Origin of the sequence: Pannonibacter phragmitetus (assembly GCF_050510895.1) — a bacterium.
GTDB lineage: Bacteria > Pseudomonadota > Alphaproteobacteria > Rhizobiales > Stappiaceae > Pannonibacter > Pannonibacter phragmitetus_B.
Genome location: NZ_JBNINT010000001.1, coordinates 1,790,816 through 1,808,610 on the forward strand (window position 1 = coordinate 1,790,816; position 17,795 = coordinate 1,808,610).

At 62.3% G+C, this 17,795-nt stretch carries 14 protein-coding genes and 2 pseudogenes; 1 reads left to right on the top strand and 15 read right to left on the bottom strand.

Translation table 11 applies throughout. The annotated features are described in order from the left end of the window. Positions 1-2: 2 nt before the first annotated feature. The 8 genes and pseudogenes from ACQB61_RS08415 to ACQB61_RS08450 form a co-directional block, all read right to left on the bottom strand. Positions 3-1,450: pseudogene (locus ACQB61_RS08415) on the bottom strand (amidase). Between the two features lie 471 nt (positions 1,451-1,921). Then, a complete protein-coding gene (locus ACQB61_RS08420) occupies positions 1,922-2,425 on the bottom strand; it encodes a DUF3237 domain-containing protein (RefSeq protein ID WP_430512266.1) in 504 nt (167 codons plus the stop codon). 21 nt (positions 2,426-2,446) lie between these two features. Continuing rightward, the gene (locus tag ACQB61_RS08425; protein WP_430512267.1) at positions 2,447-3,751 is read right to left on the bottom strand and encodes a flavin-dependent oxidoreductase; all 1,305 of its coding nucleotides are present in this window, start codon (positions 3,749-3,751) and stop codon (positions 2,447-2,449) included. Positions 3,752-3,942: 191 nt separating this feature from the next. Next, entirely contained in the window at positions 3,943-4,524 is a 582-nt protein-coding gene (locus ACQB61_RS08430) for an NUDIX hydrolase (protein WP_430512268.1), read from the bottom strand. Continuing rightward, complete coding sequence (locus tag ACQB61_RS08435) at positions 4,525-5,103, bottom strand: cysteine hydrolase family protein (RefSeq protein WP_430512269.1); 579 nt, start codon at positions 5,101-5,103, stop codon at positions 4,525-4,527. It abuts the gene before it with no gap. A gap of 272 nt (positions 5,104-5,375) precedes the next feature. Then, the gene (locus tag ACQB61_RS08440) at positions 5,376-6,014 is read right to left on the bottom strand and encodes a regulatory protein RecX (RefSeq protein ID WP_430512270.1); all 639 of its coding nucleotides are present in this window, start codon (positions 6,012-6,014) and stop codon (positions 5,376-5,378) included. A gap of 91 nt (positions 6,015-6,105) precedes the next feature. Continuing rightward, positions 6,106-7,673: pseudogene (locus tag ACQB61_RS08445) on the bottom strand (DHA2 family efflux MFS transporter permease subunit). Positions 7,674-7,706: 33 nt separating this feature from the next. Beyond that, entirely contained in the window at positions 7,707-8,630 is a 924-nt protein-coding gene (locus ACQB61_RS08450; protein ID WP_430512271.1) for an HlyD family secretion protein, read from the bottom strand. A 581-nt stretch (positions 8,631-9,211) separates the two neighbouring features. On the opposite strand from ACQB61_RS08450, the gene ACQB61_RS08455 reads away from it, so the two are divergent. Beyond that, positions 9,212-9,859, top strand: a complete 648-nt coding sequence (locus tag ACQB61_RS08455; protein ID WP_430512272.1) for a TetR/AcrR family transcriptional regulator — start codon at positions 9,212-9,214, stop codon at positions 9,857-9,859. Positions 9,860-9,889: 30 nt separating this feature from the next. On the opposite strand, the gene ACQB61_RS08460 is transcribed toward ACQB61_RS08455, so the two are convergent. From ACQB61_RS08460 to ACQB61_RS08490, 7 genes are all read right to left on the bottom strand, one after another. Next, positions 9,890-10,540 carry an MBL fold metallo-hydrolase gene (locus ACQB61_RS08460; protein WP_430512273.1) on the bottom strand — a complete coding sequence of 217 codons (651 nt, stop codon included), beginning with the start codon at positions 10,538-10,540 and terminating at the stop codon, positions 9,890-9,892. A gap of 157 nt (positions 10,541-10,697) precedes the next feature. Continuing rightward, positions 10,698-11,486, bottom strand: a complete 789-nt coding sequence (locus tag ACQB61_RS08465; protein ID WP_430512274.1) for a TatD family hydrolase — start codon at positions 11,484-11,486, stop codon at positions 10,698-10,700. A gap of 122 nt (positions 11,487-11,608) precedes the next feature. Beyond that, entirely contained in the window at positions 11,609-13,165 is a 1,557-nt protein-coding gene (gene metG / locus ACQB61_RS08470; RefSeq protein WP_430512275.1) for a methionine--tRNA ligase, read from the bottom strand. Between the two features lie 97 nt (positions 13,166-13,262). After that, positions 13,263-14,183 carry a DNA polymerase III subunit delta' gene (locus tag ACQB61_RS08475; protein ID WP_430512276.1) on the bottom strand — a complete coding sequence of 307 codons (921 nt, stop codon included), beginning with the start codon at positions 14,181-14,183 and terminating at the stop codon, positions 13,263-13,265. 138 nt (positions 14,184-14,321) lie between these two features. After that, positions 14,322-14,999, bottom strand: a complete 678-nt coding sequence (gene tmk, locus ACQB61_RS08480) for a dTMP kinase (protein WP_430512277.1) — start codon at positions 14,997-14,999, stop codon at positions 14,322-14,324. Between the two features lie 38 nt (positions 15,000-15,037). Then, positions 15,038-16,273 (bottom strand): D-alanyl-D-alanine carboxypeptidase family protein, encoded by a 1,236-nt coding sequence (locus ACQB61_RS08485; protein WP_430512278.1) that lies wholly within the window; start codon positions 16,271-16,273, stop codon positions 15,038-15,040. Positions 16,274-16,299: 26 nt separating this feature from the next. Further along, on the bottom strand, positions 16,300-17,628 hold the full coding sequence (locus tag ACQB61_RS08490; protein WP_430512279.1) for a septal ring lytic transglycosylase RlpA family protein: 1,329 nt from the start codon (positions 17,626-17,628) through the stop codon (positions 16,300-16,302). Positions 17,629-17,795 lie beyond the last annotated feature (167 nt).

The window sequence follows — 17,795 nt, forward strand, 5'->3', positions numbered from 1 at the left end:
CCTCAAAGGCTCAGGAAGCCATCGGCCTGGGACAAGCGAGGCGCTGCCTTGAGCGCGGCAAGGTCCGGCCCGTGCGGAGCAAGATCAGGGATGCCGGCAATGACAGATTCCAGCTCGGCGGCAATGGCCAGAACACCAAGGTCATCATGGCGCTTGCCGACGATCTGCAAGCCAAACGGCATGCCGTTGCCATCAAATCCGCAAGGAATGGTGATTGAGGGATGGCCTGCAATGGTCGAGGCATAGGCCATGGCGAGCCAGTGATAGTAGCTGAGCGTCGGCTTGCCATCGATCTCAGTGGGATAAAGCTCGTGCCAGTCACGCGGGCTGATGCAGACGGCGGGGGAAATCAGCACGTCCCAGTCCTCGAAGAAGGCCTGCCAGCGCTGGTAATAGGCGCCCTGTTGTGTCAGCGCGCCCGCCACATCCTCACCGCTGAAGGACCGGCCCTCGCGGACGTTTTCGGTCACATTGGGGCCGACCAGATCCGGGAACTCATCCACCCGTTTGCCGTGGGTGCTGACGAAGAGCACACCGCGCAGAACTGAGAAAATCCGGTCCGCATTTGCGCAGTCCGGCGTTGCCTCATCCGCCTTGCCAAAAAGGGCAGGAGGGTCTTCACGGCCTTGCGGAAATGATCGCGCACCAGTCCTTCGACCGGCGCAAAGCCGTAATCTTCGGTGACGGCCACCTTCAGGCTGGAAAGATCGCGCCGGGGCAGGGCGGCGAAACTCTGCGCATCCCAGGGCGTGCGGCCGTTGATGACCGTGGTGTAGGGGTCCTTGCGGTCGGCGCGGGCCAGAACCGACAGCATCAGCCCCGCATCCGCCACGGAACGTGCCATGGGGCCGGAGGTGGACATGGGGATAAGGCCGATGGCCCGCGTGTCGCCCGGTACAACGCCCGGGCTGGGGCGGAAGCCAACAGTCCCGCAAAAGGCTGCCGGATTGCGCAAGGAACCACCCGTGTCCGAGCCCGTCGCCAGCGGCGCATATCCGCAGGCGAGCGCAACGGCGGAACCGCCGGACGAGCCCGCACAGCTGCGCGACAGGTCATGCGGATTGGCGGTGACGCCATAGACCCGGTTGCGGGTGTTGCCGCCCGCGCTCCATTCCGGGTTGTTGGTTTTGCCCAGCGGAATGGCGCCCGCATTGCGCATGGCCGCGACGATGGCGTCGTCCTTCGTGGCGATGTTCCTGGCAAAGAGTTCGGAGCCGAAGGTTGTCGGCAGGCCCTTGACGTCGATCATGTCCTTGACGCCGAAGGGCAGGCCATGCAGCGGGCCAAGCACATCGCCCCGCGACAGCGCGTCATCGGCGGCCTTCGCGTCCTTCAGCAGAGCATCAAAATCACGGGCAACCAGCGCATTGACCGCATGGTCCACCGCGTCCACCCGGCTGATGCAAGCCTGCGCAAGTTCCGCCGCTGACAACTGCCGCCGCGCCATCATCTGCCGCGCCTCAAGGGCTTCAAGATCAGCCGGGTCAGTGGCCGAAGGTGTTGCGGAAGAGTGGGGGCGGGCGGCTGCGGACATCGGCAAGACTCCAGCGGAAGGGGCTTATGCCTCTACCGGTAGCGCACAATTGCACGATGTTCAATTGATTTGAGGTGGGAGGCCAGATCCAGGTTCTGCGAGGAAGTGCAATGGTAAGACGCTGCGTGCTGAGCTGATTTCAGCACTGCACCGCAATTCACCGCAGCGTCGCCCCGGCCTTTTGAGCCGGGGCCCACTCATTTGCAGAGAGATGCAAAAATCTGCTGAAGGCGAGAAAGGGATGATCTCATGCGCGCCGCGCCTTCGCGGTTCTTTTCGCCGCTCTGTGAGCGAGTAGACCCCGGGTCTGCGCTCCGCTCCGCCCGGGGCGACCTCGGATTTGCGGCATCGGGAGGAAACTAATGCGAAAACCAGATCAAGTTTTCTTCACTCCACCGCAAACAGGCTGATCACCACACCCTTGCCGAGCCTTGCGCCGCGGCTGACGAAGATGGTGCGGTTGACCCATTGGTAGCGGGGATCACCAGTTTCGAGCCTGGCGGAAGAGCGCATGTAATAGGCATCGGGAGACACATCGCCGCCTTTGGCAAGCTCTGCCATCACATCCGCCGGGCCGTGGCGGAAGCCGCTGTCGCGCATTTCGATGAGGGCGCCGTCTTCCGTCTCAAAGGCATAGCGGGCATCGAGCACCGCCAGCCCGCCTTCGTGCAGCGTCAGCCAGTCAGCGCCCAGATTGAGGATGCGGCCATTGAGACGGGGGCCGGAGACGGTGCCGCCGGTGATCTGCATGATCTTCCGCTCGCCGCCTCTACCTTGCCCCATGACGCGGGGCGGCGCGACCTCGACCCTGAGGTCGCAGACATGCACAAGGCGCGGGGCAGCCAGGGCTGGAGATTCTGGGGCAGGGACTTCCGGCGCGCGGCGCGTCATTGGCGGCTTCCTTCCATGGTGTCACACGGGAGCCGGGGCTGGCACCCTTGCCCCTTCGGCGATCATGCGCGGGGCGGCGTTTAAGGCATCCTTGGCAAAGCCGGCAGCGGCCTTGTAGGCGCCCATGAAACTCGCGCGCTCTTCCGGTGAAATCACGTCATCGATGTTGTCAAAATCACCGCCGCAGCGTTCGTCCACCATATTGAGAAGGCCGAAGGGGCCAGCACCCCGGTTGCGCAGGATGAGCTGCGAGACAGGGCCGCAGAGCTTTTCGTCATAGGCGGAAAGCGCCTCAGGCGTGACGCCATGGTTCAGAATCATGACGCCGAGCGTGCGCGCATCAATGATGGCCTGGCTCGCGCCATTTGATCCGGTCGGATACATGGCATGAGCCGCATCGCCCATCAGCGCCACCGGGCCATCGGCCCATGTCTCCACCGGATCCCGGTCGATCATCGGGTTTTCATAGGCCACATCCGCGCCGCGCAGCAGGGCCGGAACATCCATCCAGTCATAGGTCCAGTCGGCGAAGTGATGGAAGAAATCCTCCACCTCAACCTGACGGAACCAGCCGGTGGCATCGCGCTTGCTGATGTCGTCATAGGTGACTTCGGCAATCCAGTTGATGCGGGCAAGCCCGGTCTGAGGATCAACGGGCGAAATCGGATAGATGACCATGCGGTGCCGGTGCGAGCCGAGGCCGATGAAGGACGAACCGGTGCGCACCGGCTTTGCCATCGCCGTGCCGCGCCACATGACAGCGCCGCCCCAGTGGATCGGCGGCTGGTCCGGGTGCATCTGCGCGCGCACGGCCGAATGGATGCCGTCAGCGCCGATCAGCAGCGTGCCGGTTTCTTCACTTGCAGAGCCATCAGAATGGCGGAGCAGGGCGGTGACGGTGCCATCCGTGTTCTTGCGGTAGCCGGTGACCTTCGCCCCCAGAACAGCCGCATCCTCTCCGGCGCGGGCGCGGAAGGTTTCAAAGAGCAGCATGTGCAGCTCGCCCCGGTGCACGGCATATTGCGGCCAGTTGTAACCGGCCTCCAGCCCGCGCGGCTCGGCGTAGATTTCCTGGCCATTGCGGCCCACAAGCGCCCATTCACGCGCCGGAACACCCACCTTGTCCAGCATGTCTGCGGTGATACCGAGATCGAAAAGCTCACGCACCGCGTTGGGCTGGATGTTGATGCCAACGCCCAGCGGCTTCAGCTCGCGCACGGATTCAAACACCTTGCAGCGCACGCCGATCTGATGAAGCGTCAAGGCCAGAGCCATGCCGCCAATTCCGCCGCCTGCGATCAGGACCAAAGGTTCCTTCACCCGCATTCCTCCCCGAGATTGCTTTTGGCAAGGGGTATAGCGGCAGCAGGGCGAAATGGGAATGGATTTGGCAGGGGGGATCAGGCCCTCACCCCATGCTTTGCCCAGACTGCGCGCACATCATCGCCATACGCAAACGCACCACGCGCCGCCTGTGACCGGGAGGAGGCCAAGGACACCGTTTCCTCCGAGCTCAATTATTCATGAACGGACATGCCGGTTGACTGCCCCAAGCAATCGAGCCCCCTTCGCATTGCCAGGGGAAGTGCGTCCAGTGAAACCCAGCTGACGGCCGAAATCTCGCCGGGATTGGCAAGAAGATCACCGGAAGGGCTCACAAAGAGATAGCGCAGATCGATGTGCATATGCGCCGGCTCGTTTTTCTTCCTGTTTTCAGGGATTTCGTGAACATCAAAGTCAATGGGCGACATATCTTGCAGTTGAGCGGCGAGGCCGGTTTCCTCGAGCAGTTCCCGGGCTGCTGCTGCGTGGGGCATTTCTCCTGCATCGATGTGACCACCGGGAAACAACAGCTTTCCAAGCGTGAGATGCTCCACCATCAGGACTTTGCCATCCTGCAGCAGCACGGCACTTGCGGTCACATGCGCCGGAAACGTCGACCGGGCGGTCATGTCTGCATCGCTTCGCCAGAGCCGGTCGATGGCCGCAAGTTCTTCCAGACGCGCCGGATGGGCCGCGCAAAAGGCGGTGATCAGGTCTTTGATTTCGGTATTTTTATTTGAAAACAATGCCTTGCTTCCCGGAGCTGAAACTGCCAATCAGCTGGCCACGATAGCCTTTATAATGGCATCAGACGGCGCAACGGCCGCGATCTTGCCGTCCATATAGGCCAGCGAAATACGGGCATGTTCCTCGTCATAGGAGGCCGTGCAGTCCCGTGCAATGGTGACGCGCAGATCCCGCTGATAGGCATCGATCGCAGTCATGCGGACACAGGCATGGGTGTTGATCCCGCACAGAACCACATGTCCGGCCTCCATATGCGCCAGGCGGTCTTCAAGGTCTGTCCGGAAGAAGGCGCTGTAGCGCTTCTTGACGATGACCACATCTCCGGGCCGCCAGTCCAGCTTCGCATGAAGCCGCGCGCCGCGCGTGCCCATGATGGTGGCCTTGATGTTGCGTTCACGCATTTCGGCAAAGGCATCGCTGAGGTCGGGTTTGAATTCCTGCCGGACCCAGATGACAGGAAGCCCGGCCAAACGGAAGGCAGCCGCAAGCCGGTTGGTCCGTGCAATCAGTGTGGCGGTCCGCTCGGCGTCCCAGGTGTCCAGAAAATCGTTGAGCAGATCAATGATGATGAGACAGTGTGAGGTCATGATGCGAAGCAACCGCAGCACAATGTCATCCATGTGACGGGTGGCGGGCAACATACGACAGGCGGAGGCGTTTGCGCGCCAATTTCACCATATCCATATAAGTTCCATAATATATCTTATCCGACATTTGTGTATCCAGTTGGCACCCTTCATTCTGCCAAGGGCCTGAGCGCTGTGACGGTGCAATGCTCCGCTTGTGGGACCGCTCAAGCCACTGACAGACACCGGCTCACCGGTCCCGGTTCGCGCTGCGCTTGGCCGGATGACGATGGCAAGGTGTTGTATGAGACAGCTCACTCTTCCATTCCCTCCACGTCCTGCAAGGCAGCGCGGGCGGCAGAGATGGAATGGCCCGCGCGGCACATGGCGGCCATGTCCTTGCGGTCCCTGTCGCGGCGGGTCTCCGGGCTCTCGTCCTCGTGGCCCTTGCGCCAAGGACCGAGCCTGCGGCGTTGTGCGAAGCGGCGTGCGGCGCTGACGTCAGAGGTTTCGTCCTCTTCCAGCACCGCATCGATCATCTGCCGTGCCACACCTTTAGCCCCCAGCTGCGCGGCAATCTTGCGCGTGGAAGCGCCCTTGCGGCGCAGGCTCGCCAGTTTGGTTTCGGCAAAGCTGCGGTCGTTCACCAGGCCACTGCGGCTGCACTTGTCCAGCACAGCGTCGACCATCGGCGCATAGGCGCTTGCGTCTGTGCCGTGGTGACGGGCGGCACGGGAAACCTTCCGCTCCAGCACGAGCCGCAGATTGGCCAGCGACGTGGCATAGCGCTCCAGATAGGCCAAGGCCTGCCGGGTCAGGCGTTCCTCAGTCGGAATACGCGGCGCGCGGCGTTTGGTGTTGCCGCCTGCGGGTCTTGCAGCCGCCGTTCTCGCATCACTGCTGCGGGCTGTCCGGGCGCTATCCGGATGGTCCTGCGCGCCATCATCCGCCATGGCAGCCCCCGAAAATCCGTTTCATACCAATCAAGATATTGGAAACATTGATTTTTTCAAGGATAAAAAAGCTAAAGCAGACCGGAGGGCATCAGTGCCCTCCTCCACCGCCCGTGTTCAGTTTTGGCTTTTCGACAAAGAAGATGGCAGCTAGCAGGCAGATGAACAGCAGCGTCAGCAGCATGAACATGTCGATGAAGGACATGATGAAGGCCTGCTGGGTGACCATACCCTTCACCGCATTCAGGGCCGCCGTAGGAGCGGCATCGCCCAGCGGCGCATAGGCCTGGTTCAGCATGGACATGGTTTCCTGCACCGGTTCACGGGCACCATTGACGCTTTCGGCAAGGCGCTCGTAGTGGAAGGCACGCCGTTCAGTCAGGAAGGAGTTGATCAGCGCGAGGCCGACGGCACCGCCCAGATTTCGCGTCAGGTTGAACAGGCCCGAGGCGTTCTTGATCATCTGCGGCGGCAGCATGCCAAGGGCGATGTTGTTGATCGGCACCATGCACAGCATCAGCGAGCAGCCGCGCAAAATCTGTGGCAGCAGCAGCTCGTAGAAATCCCAGTCCTGCGTCAGCCCGGTGACAAGATAGGTGCCAAGCGCAAATCCGGCAAAACCGATGCCCATCATCACGCGCGGATCGAGGAGGGTCATAAGCCGGCCAGCCACGGGCGCGGTCAGGAACATGGCAAGGCCGCTGACGAACATGGTCTCGCCGATCTGCAGCGCCGTGTAGCCGCGGATGCCTGAAAGATAGACCGGATAGAGATAGGTCAGGCCATAGAGACCGACGCCCATGACAAAGCTGAACAGGCTCCCCATGGCGAAGTTCTTGTTGCCGAAGGCGCGCAGATCCGCCACCGGCTCGTCCACCGTGAACGCCCGGTAGAAGAACAGCAGCGCCGCCAAACCCGAGAGCACGGAGAACAGCACGATGTGCTCGCTCTGGAACCAGTCGTCGTTGGTCCCCTCCTCCAGGACATATTCGAGCGAGCCAAGGAACACCGCCATGGCGGCAAAACCGGTCCAGTCGAACTTGTCGAGAAGGCTCATGTCCGGCTCGTCGAAGTCGATCAGCGAAATCGCCGCAATTGTCACGAAGACGCCGGGAATGACGTTGATCAGGAACAGCCAGTGCCAGGACATGAAGTCGGTGAGATAGCCCCCAGCGTGGGGCCAATGGTCGGGGCCAGTGTTGCGACGAGGCCGATGATCGGCGACACGATGCTGAATTTCTCACGCGGGAAGATCAGATAGGCCGTCGCAAAAACGGTGGGGATCATGCCGCCGCCGAGAAAGCCCTGCAGCGTGCGCCAGAGGATCATTTCGTTGATCGTGGTGGCCGTGGCGCACATGAAGCTCATGGCGGTGAAGCCACCGGCGGAAATGGCAAACATCCAGCGGGTCGAGAGCATGCGCGACAGATAGCCGGACAGCGGAATCATGATCACTTCAGCGATCAGATAGCTGGTCTGTACCCACGGAATTTCATCGCTGGAGGCACCAAGCCCTGCCTGTATCTCGGACAGGGAGGCCGAGACGATCTGGATGTCCAGAATTGCCATGAACATGCCGAACACCATGCACAGGAACGTCAGCATCCTGCGTGTGGTCACGACGGGTTGGGCCGGAACGGCCATCGTTGCGTCTGTCATGTTGCGTCCGCCGCCCTTTTGGGGCGCCCGCTGTCAGCGGGCGCTCGCGGTCTTGCTGCCCGGAAGGCCCGTTATCCTCGTGCCGGTTCGGGTATCGACTTCCACGACCACCGACATGCCGGGACGGAGCACGGAAGCGCCCTCCTCGCTCACTGGCACAGAGATGCGCACTGGCACGCGCTGTACCACCTTGGTGAAGTTGCCCGTGGCATTCTCCGACGGCAGCAGGCTGAAGACGGAGCCGGTTGCCGGTGACAGGCTTTTTACCGTGCCGTGCAGCTCGAGCTCCGGATAGGCATCGACGGTCACCTTGACCGAGGCGCCGGGCTGGATGGCATCCAGCTGAGTTTCCTTGAAGTTTGCATCAATACGCGCATCGGCCAGCGGCACGATGGAGGCCACGCGGCTGCCAGTCTGGAGCAGAGAACCAACCTGAGCCGCCCTGTTGCCAATGACACCGGAAACCGGTGCGCGCACCACGGTGAAGTCCAGATCCCTTTCAGCCTTTTCCAGGGCTGTACGGGCGGATGCGACAGCCTGTTCGGCTTCCTTCTTCTGGCTCTCCAGCACAGCCACATTGGCCTCAGCGACTGAGACAGCCGCCCTGCTGCTGGCGACCGTGGCAGAGGCATCGCGCATGTTGGCGAGAGCCGTGTCCAGCGAGGCCTGGCTCGACACCTTGCCCTCGGTCAGCTTGACCTGGCGCTCATAGCTGGCCTTTGCTTCAATCTCACGAGCTTCGGCGGCCTCCACCGAGGCCTTTGCCTGCTCGATAGAAGCTTTGCCTGCAATGATCTGGTGGGCGATGCGCTCCACCGTCGCCTGGGCGCTGGCCACGTTATTCTTCGCGGACTGCACTGCCAGGCGGTAATCACCGTCATCAATGCGGGCAATCACCTGCCCTGCTTCCACATGCTGGTTGTCCGTCACTTCGATGCTGGAGACGTAGCCTGACACCTTGGACAGCACCGTTGTAATGTCGGCCGAGACATAGGCATCGTCCGTGGATGCGATGAAGCGGCCATGCGTCCACCAGCCATAGCCTTCATAGGCACCGGCAGCAGCTGCAAGAAGCAGGATGATGCGCAGAACCTTTCCTGCCTTGCCCTTCTTCTTCGGTGCGCCGCCGCTGGCGCCTGACTGCTGACCGGCGGCAGGCTGCGGGTCTCCTGGGCATTCCGGGCACGGGTGGGGGATGGTGCTACCGGGTTGCCAGCGGGAGACCCGCGGCCATCCGCCGCGGGTGCAGCCGCGCGGCGCTCCTCTCCGCTGCCGGACGTGCCGGAGGCGGGAGAATGGGATTCTGTCTTGAGCTGTGTGGCAGTGCTGGTCACGGCGGGGGAGCCTTCGTTGTGTGCCTTTCGCACATAAATAGTTTGACTGAACGGTTCGGTCAATAGATTATTTGATCACTTCCGGTCTTGGGAGAAGCTCCTCCTCCCGCATGCAAACGCGGCAACTTTCGGGTGGAGTTTGACAGACCACCCCTTGCGAACCTAGGTAGGGGCAAAGCCGCTGCAACAAAGCTGAAACGGATCATGACTGCACAGGATACCCAGGTGGACGGCGACAAGTCCGGCCAGACAGCCAATGCCAAGCGCCACCAGATTTTGGACGGCGCCCGCCGCGTTTTCCGTGCCAACGGCTTTGACGGGGCCAGCATGGAAACCATTGCCCGTGAGGCGGGTGTGTCGAAGGGCACCCTCTATGTCTACTTCGACAGCAAGGAAGCCCTGTTCAAGGCTCTGATCCTGAAAGACAGGCAAATGCAGCCCGAGCATTGCCTGACCGATCTCGACGACAGCGCGCCGCTTTTCGAGGCACTGATGCGGCTTGGCGGTGTCTACCTCGCCCGGATGATTCTTCCCGAAACCATCTCGACCCTGCGGATGGTGGTGGGGGCGTCGGAGAAGTTTCCGGAATTTGGCGCCCTGCTCTATGAGGAAGGCCCGAAGAAGGGCATACGCCACCTCAAGCAGTTCTTGCTGCACCGGCATGAAATCGGCCAGATCGTTGATTGCGACCTGGAGCTGGCCGCAACGCAGTTTCTGGATCTTTGCATCGCAGGCACTATGCGCCGGATGCTTCTTGTCTCAGGCCATGCCCCTGCTGCAGCCGAACAAGAGGCGATCATTGCCGCAGCGGTGCGCGTGTTCATGAAGTCCTACGCCGTGGACAACAGCTGACGGAACCCGGTCAGTCCGAAGAGCCGGGCGCTACTCCCCGCCCGAAAGCCTGATCACCATACCGTCATGGGCAGGGTCCACGTGCGGCGGAAGCTCTTCGCAGAGCGTGGCGTAGTCCATGTCGTTGTGCATGTTGGTGAGGATAGCCTGTGCTGGCTTCAGGCTGGCAATCCAGTGCAATGCATCATTCAACGAGAAATGACTTGGGTGCGGTGTGCGGCGCAAGGCATCGATGATGAACAGCCGCAAGCCGGCGAAACGTATGACCTCGCTCTCGGGAATCTCTGACACATCAGGAAGATAGACAACATCCTGAAAGCGAAACGCGAGAGAGTCGATCTCACCATGATGGACCCGGATGGGCTGGAAGCGGATTGGCCCGCCTGCCCCGGTGATCACGGTTTCAACGCCCTCGATCAGCCGCCGCTCATCAAGGATCGGCGGATAGGAGGAGCCGGGAGGCGTCTCGAAACAGTAGCCGAATGCAGCATGAGCCCGCGCAGAGGTGGGCTCGTCCATATAGACCGGCACCTTCATGCGGTTGCGCAGGGCCAGCATCCTCAGGTCATCGATACCATGCAGGTGGTCCGCATGGGCATGGGTGTAAAGCACGGCATCCAGATACCCCACGCCGGCATCCAGCAGCTGGGAGCGCATGTCCGGACCGGTATCGATCAGCACCGTTGTTTCACCGCCCTCACCTTTCTGGCGGACAAGCAGGGCGCAGCGGCTCCGGCGGTTGCGCGGCTCAGCCGGATCACAGGTGCCCCAGTCGTCACCAAGGCGCGGAACGCCCCCGATGATCCGCAGCCGAGGATGGTGATCTCAAGCACTGCGCTCATTCTGCCCCCGGCCGTTTCGCCTTGGAGAAGAGGCGGAAGAAATTCTCCGTGGTCTGCCGGGCCATTTCTTCAGCGCTGACGCCATGCACTTCAGCAAGGGTTTGAGCTGTGAAGGCGGTATAGGCCGGCTCGTTGCGCTTCCCGCGTTTGGGCTGCGGGGCGAGATAAGGCGCATCGGTCTCCACAAGCAGCCGGTCGCGCGGCACGCTGGCGGCAATTTCGCGGATTTCTTCCGAGCGCTTGAAGGTCAGAATGCCGGAGAAGGACACATAAAGCCCAAGCTCCACCCCACGCCGGGCCAGCTCCGGACCGGAGGAGAAACAGTGCAGAAGAGCCGGAAAGGCCCCCTTTCCCATTTCCTCGGTGAGGATCGCCATCATGTCCTCATCCGCATCGCGGGAATGAATGACAAGCGGCAGCTGCGTCCGCCGGGCAGCGTCGATATGGGTTCGAAGCCCCTGAGCCTGCGAGGCGCGTGGCGCCTTATCATAGAAATAATCGAGCCCGGCTTCGCCAATGGCAACGACTTTCGGATGCTGCGCGAGCGTCACAAGCTCATCCGCTGTCACATCCAGTTCCTCGTGGGCGTTGTGCGGATGGGTGCCGACCGAGCAGTAAACGCTGTCATAGGCTTCCGCGATGGCCAGCACCTGCGGGAACTTCCGCACCCGGGTGGAGATCGTGACCATCAGCTTCACGCCAGCCGCATGGGCGCGTGCGATCACTTCATCCCGTTCGGCTTCGAAGTCCGGGAAATCGAGATGGCAATGGCTGTCGACAAGCATGGGGAGACCTTGTGGATAACATGCGGGAAATCCATGTGGAGAACCAGTGCCCTCCCCTGTGGATCAACCTCGTAATACCTTGAAAGAGCGGGGCATTTCCCGCCCTCTCCTGATTTAGCAGCTTATGCGTCAGCCTGTTCCGGCTCGACGTAGCGCGGGAATGCCGGTTCGGGCTTCGGAATCTCCACCCCTGCGGCCAGCCGGCCGCCTGCGCCAAGCGTTGCAAAGCTGCGGGCGCTGGCTGGAACCGACAGGTTGTCAAGCAGCTTGGCCGCCGCTGCTGGAGTCACAGGCTGGGCCAGAATGGCGATCTGGCGGATCACTTCGGCGGTGACGTAAAGCACCGTGTTCATGCGCTCCGGATCGGTCTTCTTCAGCGCCCAGGGCTCTTGCGACGCAAAGTAGCGGTTGGCCTCGGCCACGCAGGCCCAGATGCAGGCAAGGCCAGCGTGGATTTCCTGCTTGCCGAATGCGGCGCGGCAGGTGTCCAGCATCGCGTCCGCCTGCGCCAGAATGGCCTGGTCTGCCGGGTTAAGCGTGCCGGGCTGCGGAAGCTTGCCACCGCAGTTCTTGGAGATCATCGACAGCGAGCGCGACGCCAGATTGCCAAGGTCGTTGGCAAGATCGGCGTTGATGCGGTTGACGATCGCCTCGTGGCTGTAGTTGCCATCCTGTCCGAAGGGCACCTCGCGCAGGAAGAAGTAGCGTGTCTGGTCGAGACCGTAATGCTCGATCAGGCTGAAGGGATCGATGACGTTGCCGACCGACTTCGACATCTTTTCCCCGCGGTTGAACAGGAAGCCATGAGCATAGACGCGCTTGGGCAGCGGGATACCGGCCGACATCAGGAAGGCAGGCCAGTACACTGCGTGGAACCGGATGATGTCCTTGCCGATGATATGGGCGTCCGCCGGCCAGTAGGACCAGCGTGCGTCGCCCTCGTCCGGGAAGCCTGCGCCGGTGATGTAGTTGGTGAGCGCATCCACCCACACATACATCACGTGCCGCTCGTCGCCCGGCACCGGGATGCCCCAGTCGAAGGTCGTGCGGGAAACAGAGAGATCCTTCAGGCCGCGGCTGACGAAGCTGACGATCTCGTTGCGGCGCTCGGACGGGCCGATGAAGTCGGGATTGGCCTCGTAATGGGCCAGCAGCTTGTCCTGATAGGCAGACAGGCGGAAGAAATAGCTTTCCTCCTCAACCCACTCCACCGGCGTGCCCTGCGGGCCGTAGCGCACGCCATCAGGGCGTACTTCTGTCTCGCCTTCCTGATAGAAGGCTTCGTCGCGCACGGAATACCAGCCGGAATAGCTGTCCTTGTAGATGTCGCCATTCGCAGCCATCCGCTTCCAGATCTCCTGGCTCGCCTTGTGGTGGCGCTCCTCACTGGTGCGGATGAAGTCGTTGTTGGTGCAGCCAAGAGCCTCCACCATCGCGCGGAATCTTGCAGAGTTGCGGTCCGCCAGTTCCTGCGCAGTGATGCCTTCCTTGCGCGCGGTCTGCAGCATCTTCTGGCCGTGTTCGTCCGTACCCGTCAGAAAGAACACATCCTTGCCATCCAGCCGCTGGAAACGGGCCATCGCATCGGTGGCAATCGCCTCATAGGCATGGCCAATGTGCGGCACACCATTGGGATAGGAAATGGCCGTGGTGATGTAGTAGCGGGGCTTGTCGGTCATGACGCTTCGGATGCTTTCGGGCGGGAACTGGCAAAAAACGGAAGAAACGGCCGGACAGGTGTCCGGTCATCAGCAGTGCCTTGCGGGCGGCAAGGCGTCATGCAGGCATTCGCATGGCCTCGGAGAGGGAGCGGAACACGTCGATGACCACCTGTTTCTTGTCGAGATTGAGCGCCTCGGCATCAGCCGCCGCGCGGCCCATCTTTTCCCATACCTCGGCCCACCTGACAAGCCGTGAGGCATCTGTGGCATCCGATCCGCGCAGCTGGGCGTGAAGCCAGTCGCGGGTGACCGACAGAAAGGCTTCCCAGTTGTCGGTCTCGCCGCGTGCGGAAACAAGATCGGCAAAGGCGTGCAACGCCACGGGATCAATGCGTGGCAGGCGGGCAGCCAGATTGTGAAAGCCCTGCGTCACCGCCAGCCCCTCGCCCGCCAGCAGCAGCAAGGCAGAGCGCAGGCTCCCGCCCGCAAAGCGCGTCACATCCGCCATGGCGGCGGGATCAGCAGCGCTTCCCATGCCGGTGAGTGCCTGTGTCATGGCGCGCTCATCCAGCGGATGCAGATCAAGCCTGCGGCAGCGCGAACGGATGGTCGGCAACAGCCGTCCCGGCGCATGCGACAGCACGAAAAACAGCGAATTGGCGGGCGGCTCCTCAAGGATCTTCAGAAGCGCGTTGGCGGAACTGGCGTTCATGTCATCCGCCGCATCGACGATGCAGATCCGCAGCCCCTGCCCTGATGCCGTGGTGCCAAAGAAGGACACGGTGCGGCGCACTTCGTCGACCGGCAGATCCGTCTTGAAGCGTTTGGTCTTCTCGTTGTAGGGCCTGCGCAGATGCAGCACATTCGGGCTGGCGCCTGCCGCAATCTGGCGGCTGACGAGATGCCCTTCCGGCACCGCCAGGCTCGTTGCGGCGGCAACTTCCGCAGAAAACCGGTCGGGATGGGCGAGCGCAAAACGCGCAAAACGGAAAGCGAGCGTCGCTTTTCCAATGCCCTTTGCCCGCCCACGAGCCAAGCGTGATGAAAGCGTGGTGAGCGGTAGGCCTCGATCAGTTCGCGCTCGGCAGCCTCCTGCCCCACCAGCGCAAATTGCTCACGCGGCAAAGGCACGCCCTCAATGGCATCAACCTCCGGCGTTGCCTCGATTTCCGCACTACGCGCCATGGCCAGGCCCTGCATCATCCTTGTTCTTCAGGCCGAAACGGGCAGAAACCGCCTGCCAGATGGCCTCTTCCACGCCACTGGCATCCTGCTCGCCATCTATGACCACAATGCGATCCGGTTCAGCATCCGCCAGCTCCAGAAACAACTGACGCCGCCGCTCATGGGTTTCCATGGCATCGGTCTCGAACCGGTCCGGGCTGTTGCCGGTGGCATTCTGTGCCCTCGTGTCCACGCGCTTCAGGCCGATGGCCGCCGGAACGTCGATCAGGACGGTAAGGTCGGGTCTCAGGCCATTTGTGGCCGTCACTTCCAGCACATCCAGCACCTGCGGCTCCACGCCCGCTTCACCCTGATAGACCCGCGTGGAATCGGCATACCGGTCGCACAGCACCCATTCCCCGCGCTCCAGTGCCGGGCGGATGGTCACATCCACATGGTCGGCACGGGCGGCGGCGAACAGCATGGCTTCACCGCGCGGCCCCAGCTTGCGCGCAGCGCCGGACAGAAGGACTTCGCGGATCATCTCCGCCCCCGGCGAGCCACCCGGCTCACGCGTCAGCGTGACGCCCAGCCCCCGTTGCTGCAAGCGGTCGCGCAGGCGGCGGATCTGGGTGGACTTGCCTGCCCCTTCGCCGCCTTCAAATGTGATAAACCGCCCCAGCGCCAACGAAACTCTCCAACTCATCCGCCCCGCAGGGCGCTGCATCACAACCAGCCAAACAGCAACTGGCGCACACCATTCATTGCCCGCTGGCTCAAGGTTCCTTCACGGACGTCATCGCCGGTCAGAAGCGGGGCGCGGTAGACGACCGTATCGTCAGGTCCCAGCACCCTGATCTCTCCAACCACAGCGCCCTTCTCCACCGGTGCGATCAGCGGCCCGTCATAAACGGCTCTCAGGCGGTAGTTCATCGTGCCGCCATTGGGAAGCAGAACATCAACGTCGTGCTCAGCCAGCAAAGGCACTTCGTTGATAGTGCCGCCGAACACGCGGGCACTGGCCACCTGCCCGCCCGCATCAAACAGGCGGTTGACAGTAAAGGCATCCCAGGCGCCCTCAACAAGGTCCTTCAGCGATGCAAGCCGCGCCTTGTCCGTGGGAAGGCCGGAAAGGGCGGCAATCACCCGCCGTCCGTCGCGTTCCACCGACACAAGACCGCTGAAGCCGTCCCCATCGCTCTGCCCTGCACCGAGCCCGTCCAGCCCGGTGACATTACCCAGAAACGGGTTCTTCGCGCGCTGGAAGATATTGTTCCAGGTGAACTCCGGCTGACTGAACAGTCCATACCGGTCCTTGTGCGTGCTCAGGATATAGCTTGCCAAAAGGCTCAGGTCCCGGGCTGTCACCTTGGCACCTTGCGCCTGATAACCCGTCGGGTTGGCGAACTGCGTGTTCTTCATACCCAGCTTCTGGGCAAGAGCGTTCATGCGCTGCGCAAAAGCCTCTTCACTGCCCGCAAGCCCTTCGGCCAACACGATGGCCGCGTCATTGGCGTTGTGAACAATGAGCCCCTGCAACAGATCCTGGACGGAGATCTGCGACTTCACAGCGGCAAACATCGTCGCCCCGCGTGAAGGCGCACCGCCTGTCCTCCAGGCGTGCTCGCTAACCGTAAAAAGCGTATCGGGTGTGATCTCCGACGCTGTCAGCGCATCGAAGACGACGGCAGCGGTCATCACCTTTGCGAGAGAGCCCGGCTCGAAAGGCTGATCAGGCAACTTTGCGTAAAGCAGCGTATCGCTGGAGAAATCGACAAGGATGGCGGTTGCGGCTTTTGTTGCCAGAACGTCTTGCGCACGGGCCGTGCCATGCACCAGTTGCCCCAAAAGCAGAAGCCCTGCGGAGAGGGCCGCAAGGCTGAAGCTTCTGAACCTAGTCTGCAGCGGCCAAGCGGCCGTATCACCCTGCCCGCCCATGTCCCACCTGGCGGAAACCCGCAAGAATTCAGCCCGAGCTGACCGCCAGATCAGCGGCTCAGCTTCTGAAGGGGTGTCGCACTGCCCTCGAAAGTCTCGAAGGCGCCGAAGACTTCGTTGATCCGGTCGTTTGCAGCATAGGACGACACGGCGCCGCCGCGCAGCAGGTTGCGGGGTGCTTTCAGACCCGGCTGCCAGATCAGCTGCGGCTGGGCCGCTGCAGGGTCCTGATAGGCCGCAGGCGACGCGCTTGCCGGAGATGACGACGGCACGCGGATGGTGCCGAGGGTCTGCGGCTGCGACCCAAGCGTCTGCACGGCAGGAGTTGCAGCCGGAACCTCTGTACCGGTGACTGCTGCCGGGGCCAGGATGGCCTGTGCTTCCGACGCAGCGGCCGATGCCGCCGTGGCCTGCACTGCCGGACTTGCCGAGGCAACCATGATCTGCGCCGAGCTCTCGTAGGCAACAGCCGGATCGAACGCGACCATGTAGGACGGATCAAGCTGCGGATGGGTTGTGCCTGAGGTGGAGGCCACCGTCACCGGCTGCGGCAGCGTCAAAGGACGCGGACGGGGCGCAAAGCTTGGCACGTAATTCATACTGCCTGCTCCCTGAGCCAGCGGCTCGGCAGAGGCAACCATGACATTGGCGGCAGGGGCTGCCGGTGCAGCCGCAGGGGCTTCTGCCAGCATGGTGCCCGGCATCGTGCCGCCCGGCGTCACTGCACCCGGTCCGTCATAGCTGGCCAGCAGGAATTCTTCGTCCTTGCCGTCCATGCGGGCCGGACCGATGTATTCCACCTTCACCTTGCCGATACCAGACTGCTTGGTACCCAGCATCTTGGCAACGCGCTGCGACAGATCGATCTCGCGGTTACCGTGGAATGGGCCACGGTCATTGACACGCACGATCATCGAACGGCCGTTCTCCACGTTGGTCACGCGCGCATAAGACGGCAGCGGCATTGTGGTGTGAGCAGCCGTCAGCGAGTGACGGTCATAGATCTCGCCATTGGCGGTCTTGCGGCCATGGAAGGCTTCGCCGTACCAGGAAGCAAACCCGACCTTCGTGTAGCCCGGCACTTCTTTGGGATAATACCAGCGCCCGGCCACCTTGTAGGGCTTGCCGACGATGGCGCGGCCACCGCCCTTGGGCACCGGCTTGCCATCGGCCACAACACGGGGGCTGGCCTTCACGCCGTATTTTGATTCCGGAAAATACTCAGACGAGCGCTTGTTGGGCGCGCTCTCGCAGGCTGCCAGTGCAAGCGCTGCGGAGAGTGCGATCATCAGTTTCAGGGCGGGCTTGCGGAGTTTCACACCGCCTGCCTCCTGAGCGTCCTTGCTGGCGCACACAGCCTCTTCAGCCATTGCAGCCATCGGGCGTTTCCCCAAACCTTGCATCCTGCCGTCCCACTCACAACGCGTCTGGCGGCCCCAGCACACGCGCTCCATAATGCCGGTTTCCCGGCGCTGTCTCGCGGTTGCGCAAACTGACCGTTAGGCCCCTTGCGCGCAAGTGCATTCCGCCCCCGCAGAAATGCAAC